The organism is Marivita sp. (assembly GCF_022763305.1).
In the GTDB taxonomy this organism is placed as follows: domain Bacteria; phylum Pseudomonadota; class Alphaproteobacteria; order Rhodobacterales; family Rhodobacteraceae; genus Marivita.
Genome location: NZ_JALEGT010000077.1, coordinates 1 through 5,890 on the forward strand (window position 1 = coordinate 1; position 5,890 = coordinate 5,890).

At 60.2% G+C, this 5,890-nt stretch carries 8 protein-coding genes; 7 read left to right on the forward strand and 1 reads right to left on the reverse strand.

What is annotated here, in order from left to right; genetic code table 11:
• Positions 1 to 70 precede the first annotated feature (70 nt).
• The 4 genes from MRY75_RS14520 to MRY75_RS14535 all read left to right on the forward strand — a co-directional run bounded on the left by MRY75_RS14520 (position 71) and on the right by MRY75_RS14535 (position 2,974).
• Entirely contained in the window at positions 71 to 469 is a 399-nt protein-coding gene (locus MRY75_RS14520) for a helix-turn-helix transcriptional regulator (protein WP_292308720.1), read from the forward strand.
• Between the two features lie 110 nt (positions 470 to 579).
• Positions 580 to 1,161: a serine hydrolase domain-containing protein gene (locus tag MRY75_RS14525; protein ID WP_292308721.1), complete on the forward strand. Its 582-nt coding sequence runs from the start codon at positions 580 to 582 to the stop codon at positions 1,159 to 1,161.
• The gene (locus MRY75_RS14530; protein ID WP_366934937.1) at positions 1,065 to 1,772 is read left to right on the forward strand and encodes a serine hydrolase domain-containing protein; all 708 of its coding nucleotides are present in this window, start codon (positions 1,065 to 1,067) and stop codon (positions 1,770 to 1,772) included. Before MRY75_RS14525 ends, MRY75_RS14530 begins: the two co-directional genes overlap by 97 nt.
• 341 nt (positions 1,773 to 2,113) lie before the next feature.
• A complete protein-coding gene (locus MRY75_RS14535; RefSeq protein WP_292308722.1) occupies positions 2,114 to 2,974 on the forward strand; it encodes an aldo/keto reductase in 861 nt (286 codons plus the stop codon).
• A gap of 77 nt (positions 2,975 to 3,051) precedes the next feature.
• Here the strand turns inward: MRY75_RS14535 and MRY75_RS14540 are convergent, their stop codons facing one another.
• Positions 3,052 to 3,405, reverse strand: a complete 354-nt coding sequence (locus MRY75_RS14540; RefSeq protein WP_292308723.1) for a cyclophilin-like fold protein — start codon at positions 3,403 to 3,405, stop codon at positions 3,052 to 3,054.
• Between the two features lie 536 nt (positions 3,406 to 3,941).
• On the opposite strand from MRY75_RS14540, the gene MRY75_RS14545 reads away from it, so the two are divergent.
• The 3 genes from MRY75_RS14545 to MRY75_RS14555 form a co-directional block, all read left to right on the forward strand.
• Positions 3,942 to 4,355 (forward strand): cupin domain-containing protein, encoded by a 414-nt coding sequence (locus MRY75_RS14545; protein ID WP_292308724.1) that lies wholly within the window; start codon positions 3,942 to 3,944, stop codon positions 4,353 to 4,355.
• A gap of 181 nt (positions 4,356 to 4,536) precedes the next feature.
• Positions 4,537 to 5,460 carry a LysR family transcriptional regulator gene (locus tag MRY75_RS14550; RefSeq protein ID WP_292308725.1) on the forward strand — a complete coding sequence of 308 codons (924 nt, stop codon included), beginning with the start codon at positions 4,537 to 4,539 and terminating at the stop codon, positions 5,458 to 5,460.
• Positions 5,461 to 5,569: 109 nt separating this feature from the next.
• On the forward strand, positions 5,570 to 5,890 hold a 321-nt coding region (locus MRY75_RS14555; protein WP_292308726.1), incomplete at its 3' end, for a carboxymuconolactone decarboxylase family protein.

The window sequence follows — 5,890 nt, forward strand, 5'->3', positions numbered from 1 at the left end:
CACACACGTTCAGCTGGTCAAAAACCAAAAAAACGCCGCCCATTTTGGCGACGTTCAAGAGAAGAAGTGCTTGACCCATAGTGCGCGATTAGACAACGCGGGCATATCACTGCGCGACGGGGCCCGGTCCGCCGCCCCCCGTTACGTGCGCCAAGCTGAGGAAATCCTCGCCGCCGAGGCCCGCGAAGCCCCGTTGATCGGCGACGTCGCCCGGCGGGTCGGTGTCTCTGCCAGAACATTGTCCGAAGGCTTCCGCCGCTTTCGCGGCCTTTCCCCGCGCGACTTTCTGGCGGCGCGGAGGCTTGAAGGTCTGCGGGCCGACCTGCAGAACGCATCCCCGGACCGCACTGTGACCCAGATTGCACATGACTGGGGTTATGCAAACCCGGGTGCGCTTGCGGGTGTCTATTGCGCCCGCTTTGGAGAGCTGCCATCGCAGACCCGACGCACGGCCCGCAACTTTCACTAGGTCCGCGCAACCAGTTTCATTCCGAAACCGGACAGGCCCTGCCGATCTCGGACAGATCTATCCACGATCGCTTGCTAGCCTTCGTCCAGAATTTGGCATGGGAGGAAACAATGACCAATCTCAAAGCTAGCTGCGACGCAATCTTGTCCGGTGTCAGCGGCGGCGAAGCGCGGGTTCCCGGTGTGGTCGCGCAGGTCACAGACCGGAACGGAACGATCTACTCCGGCGCATCCGGAGAGCGCCGGATCGGTGGCGATCCGATGACAGAGGATACGGTTTTCGCAATCTTCTCGACGACAAAAGCAATTGCAGGCACCGCTGCGCTGCAATGTGTCGAGGACGGTTTGCTTGACCTTGATGCACCGGCGAAGGAATACGCCCCGGCCATAGGCAAGCTGCAAGTCATCGACGGTTTTGATGATGCAGGCGCACCGATCCTGCGGGCGCCGAAGACCGATATCACTACGCGGCAGTTGCTGCTGCACACCGCAGGGTTCGGGTACGATTTCTTCAACGAAACCTACAAACGCATGGCCGAAGACCACGGCCAGCCTTCGGTCGTGACCGCGTCGCATGCCGGATCAATACGCCGCTGCTGTTCGATCCGGGTGAGAAATGGGAGTACGGCTCAAATATCGACTGGGTTGGCCAAGTGGTCGAAGGCATCCGCGGTAAGCGCCTGGGTGAAGTGATGGCTGAACGCATCTTTGCGCAACTTGGTATCATTGATCTGACCTTCACCCGCACCGATGACATGAAGGCACGCTCCGCAACGGTCCATGCGCGCGGCGAAGACGGAAGCCTTGCGCCGATGGACGGCTTCGCGCTGCCAGACAACCCGGAGGTCGACATGGGGGGGCATGGGCTTTACGGGACCGTGACGGACTACATGAAGTTCATCCGGATGTGGCTCAACGATGGGGCTGGCCCCAATGGCCGTGTTCTCAAACCTGAGACCGTGGAGTGGGCCGTCCGGGGCGCGTTGGTGCCGCCGCAAAAAGTAACCATGCTGCCCGGTGTCATTCCATCCCTGTCGAACGATGCGGAGTTTTTCCCCGGCCTTCCGAAGGACTGGTCATACACGTTCATGGTCAACTCAGAGGCCGCAGAGACGGGGCGGCCTGCGGGCGCAATTGGCTGGGCTGGCCTGGCGAACTGCTTCTACTGGATCGATCGGGCCAACGGGTTTGGTGGCTACTGGGCAACGCAGATCCTGCCCTTTGCTGACGCTGTGTCGTTCACCGGATACATGGATTTTGAGTCTGCAGTCTATCGATCGCTGACGAAAGCAACCGCTGCCTGAGAACCTCTCAGAAAATAATGGCCGGGCAGATACGGTCTATCTGCCCGGCCATCCTGAAATTCGAAGACGCTCGACGAGACCAGTATTTGCCCAGGGCTCGAGACAATGCGAGGAAGCAGCGCAACCTTCGCAATCCGCGAAAAACCGCTTTGCTCTAGGGCAGATGCTGCCGTGAGGGACCCCAGCCACGAACGGCCGGTTTAGGCGCAGTTCGATCAAGCTCTTATGAAGTTTTCTCATGAGTGGCTTCCATTTCTGATCGATTATCCGCCCAGTTTGTCATCACTACATCTCCGCCAGACAGCGGCATCGGCCGCATCGACAAGCAAAGGAGATGGGGCATGATCCTGCAAGAGACCACCAACCTGCCGAACGGTGTTTCCGTTCCGAAGCTCGCACTCGGCACCTGGATGATTGAGGACGTCGTGGTCGCGGAGGCCGTGAAGGCCGCGATCGACATCGGGTATCGCCACATTGATACTGCCCAGGCCTATGGCAACGAACGCGGCGTCGGCGAAGCCGTCCGCACCTGCGGCGTGCCGCGCGACCAGCTGTTCGTGCAGTCCAAGCTGGCGGCGGAAGTGAAAGATTACGAACGTGCCAAGGCTGCGATCGAGCAGTCGCTCGAGACCATGGGACTCGACTACATCGACCTTTTCATCATTCACAGCCCGCAACCCTGGGGCGACTGGGCTTCGGACGACCGGTTCTTCGAGGGGAACCTGGCAGCATGGAAGGCCATGGAAGAGGCGCTGGAAACTGGCAAGTTGCGCGCCATTGGCGTGTCGAACTTCCAGCAAGAGGACCTCACCAATCTGCTCAAAAACGCGGCCGTAAAGCCAATGATCAACCAGGTGCTCGCCCATGTCGGCAATACGCCGTTCGAGCTGATCGACTATGCGACCTCCAACGGCATGCTGGTAGAGGCATATTCCCCGATCGGCCACGGCAAGATCCTCGAGAATTCAGAGATCAAGGCGATCGCGGACACCTACGACGTGACAGTACCGCAGCTCTGCATCCGTTACATCCTGCAACTTGGCCTGCTGGCACTGCCTAAGACGGTCAACCCGGCGCACATGAAATCCAATGCCGAGGTCGATTTCGAGATTTCTGCGGAGGATATGGAAAGGCTGAAAGGGATCACCGCCAAGGACTACGGTGACGCATCAATGTTTCCAGTCTACAGCGGCGCCCAGTGATCGCGGATTCGCTGCACACAAAAAGGGCGCTCCGGTAGGACCGCCCTTTTTGGCTTGATGTCGCCCTATTGGTCACATCAGTCCGCCAGTTCGATCGAAACCGTTACGTCGTCGGTGCCTTCGAGCGGTGAGATATCACCGTCGAACTGGCCCAATCGGACCAGCCCTCGCGAGTTTGAGAAGGGCGCGACGAAAATCGCAAGGTTCTTCCACGGTGCATATTGGGTGATGTCGCCGGCCTTGGGTTCATAGCTCGGAGGCATCCCGGCACTGTCCAGCTCGCGCCCGAGATCGCCGACTTTCTCGATCCCGTGGTAGTCGGACAGCGTGATCGTCAGTGGCAGCATCGACGCGAAATCCCGCGCGGCCGCGGTGTCGTCCAGCGTCGCAGAGAGCGTCTCCTGTCCGATCTTGAATATGATGCGGGTCATGTCGACCTCCTTTGTCGTGTCCGTTGCATGTCCGGGAAACGCGAACAGCGCCAGTATAACGGCGGTGAGCCATGGTCCGTGTGACTTGTTGGTCGTGCGCATGGCAGGCCGGTCCTAAAGTGGCTCGGAGGCGGGTGGATTGCCTCCGGGCCAGGGTATCACGAATTGATCACTTCGATGACATAGCGGGCGGCTTTCGCCGTCGCGGGCCAGGATCTCGATCTTGTCATTGCTGGCGTCGCACATCGCTTCCTCGTCTTGTGGCGTGACATCGACCGGCGTCGAGCGCCGGGCATTTATAAAGGATCGGTCACCCGGAGATCGGAGACAATGGCGGCAACTATCACGCCGCTCATGATCCCCGGACATGAATGCACAGGTAGCGTTCCAACTTGGTGGCGACGACTGATGAGCTGACTCCATGGACGCATTCGGGTTCGCGCGCATTATCCTTTGGCCACAATGGAATACTTGCTCGACACAGCCCCAAGGTTGCCTCCGACCACCTCGCCGCAACCGAAATGGAGATGACCAAGATGAAGGTGCTAATCCCTTGGATATGCGCCCTTGTCATTCTGGCCCTTGCCGCGATCTCCCAGTCCATCACGCTGACGAAGACAGAAGATCGTGCCGGCCAGATCGGCAGCCCCGACACCTTTCCCAGGACAGACTACGCGGCCCCAGTCTTTCCGCCCGTGATGAATGATGTGAGCGCGGGCGAAGTAACTTTCCTGCCTGGGGCCCGGTCAGCATGGCACACCCATCCCGCTGGCCAGATGCTGGTCATCACCCACGGCACCGGCTGGGTGCAGGAGCGCGGGCAGGAGAAGCAGGTGATGCTGGTCGGCGATGTCGTCTGGTTCCCGCCCGAGGTCGAGCACTGGCACGGTGCGACCTCCACGACGTCGGTGACCCATGGCGCCGGGTGGCACTGCGTCAATCGCGCATGAAGTTGGCGAACGAACGCGTGATATCGCGGTGACTGCGGAGGGCATCTACGCGATTACAACCGCCCGGTCGCCACGGGGTGACGGTCCGTCGCGCGACAGGCTGGTGTTGATCGAGAACTAACCTGCCCTGAACAATCCATAGACTTCATGAATCTGCCACATATATCGTGAGGGAGACCAGGTGATCCTGGACAGCAAGCTCAAGGCCTCCCTCATGCTTCGTGAAAACATCAACGACCTGATCGCACTTGCTGCCGTGGCGGAGGAGCGCAGCTTTACCCGCGCTGCGGCCCGTCTCAACGTCTCGCAATCGGCGCTGAGCCACACAATCAAAGGGCTCGAGCGGCGCCTTGGACGGCGCCTTCTGACGCGCACGACCCGCTCTGTCGCTCCGACACTGGAAGCGGAGGACCTGCTCGCAACGCTGAATCCTTGTTTCGAGAAGATCGAGGCGCGTCTTCAGGCGCTGAACGACACCCGTGACCAGCCTACCGGCACCGTTCGGATCGTGGCAGTCGAATATGCGATCGAAACGATCCTCTGGCCAAAGCTGTCGCCGATGCTGAAGGAACATCCCTCGGTGAACATCGAGTTCGTCATGGATTACGGATACACCGACTTGGCGGAATCCCAGTGCGATGCCGGCGTTCGCTATGGCGAACAGGTCAGCGAAGGAATGATCGCGATGCGGATCGGTCCGGAGGAGCGCATGGTCTGCGTCGGAGCGCCTGAGTATTTCGACTTCGCCGGAGTGCCGGAGACTCCTCAGGACCTGACCGAACACCGCTGCATCAACCTCCGCCTGTCGACGCATGGCGCGCTCTACGCCTGGGAGTTCGAAGATGCGGAAGGCACAGAGATACGCGTCAAGGTGAAGGGGCAGGCCTGCTTCAACACGATCAACCCGGTGATGCGGGCCGCGAAGGACGGCCACGGGCTTTCTTTGATCCCGGAACGGCTGGCTCAACCGCTGCTGGACGAGGGGCAGCTCGCGACCTGTCTTGACGAGTTCAGTCCCTATTTTCCGGGGTTCCACCTATACTACCCCAGCCGACAACGCCCGTCCTCGGCTTTCCAGGTCGTGCTGGACGCTCTTAAGGAATAGGCGGGATTGTTGAACGCCGATCATGAATGGAGTGAGCCCTACCGGCATTAAGCTTCCGCTGCGGGAGACCACATCCTTTAGGGAACGGCAGACCTGAAAGGAAACCGCAATGAAGGCCCTCATCGCCTCGTCCGTCCTCGCCCTCGTAACCACAAGTGCCATCGCCCAAGACGTCACGCGCACGCTCCCGTACAGCGTCGCCCGCGTCGCACCGGCCCTGAATGCCTATTCCACCGACGACCTGGTCGGGTCAGTCTGGGCGGGCGAAAGCATGTCGATGAGAGACCGCGCGCTGGTGACCTTTGCGGCGTTAATGACCCGCCACGAAGTGACTAACCTAAGCACCTTTGGAGAGCTTGCGCTGGATGCCGGCGTTACCCCGGCCGAGCTCTCGGAGACCATCACGCACCTGGCCTTTTACACCGGCTGG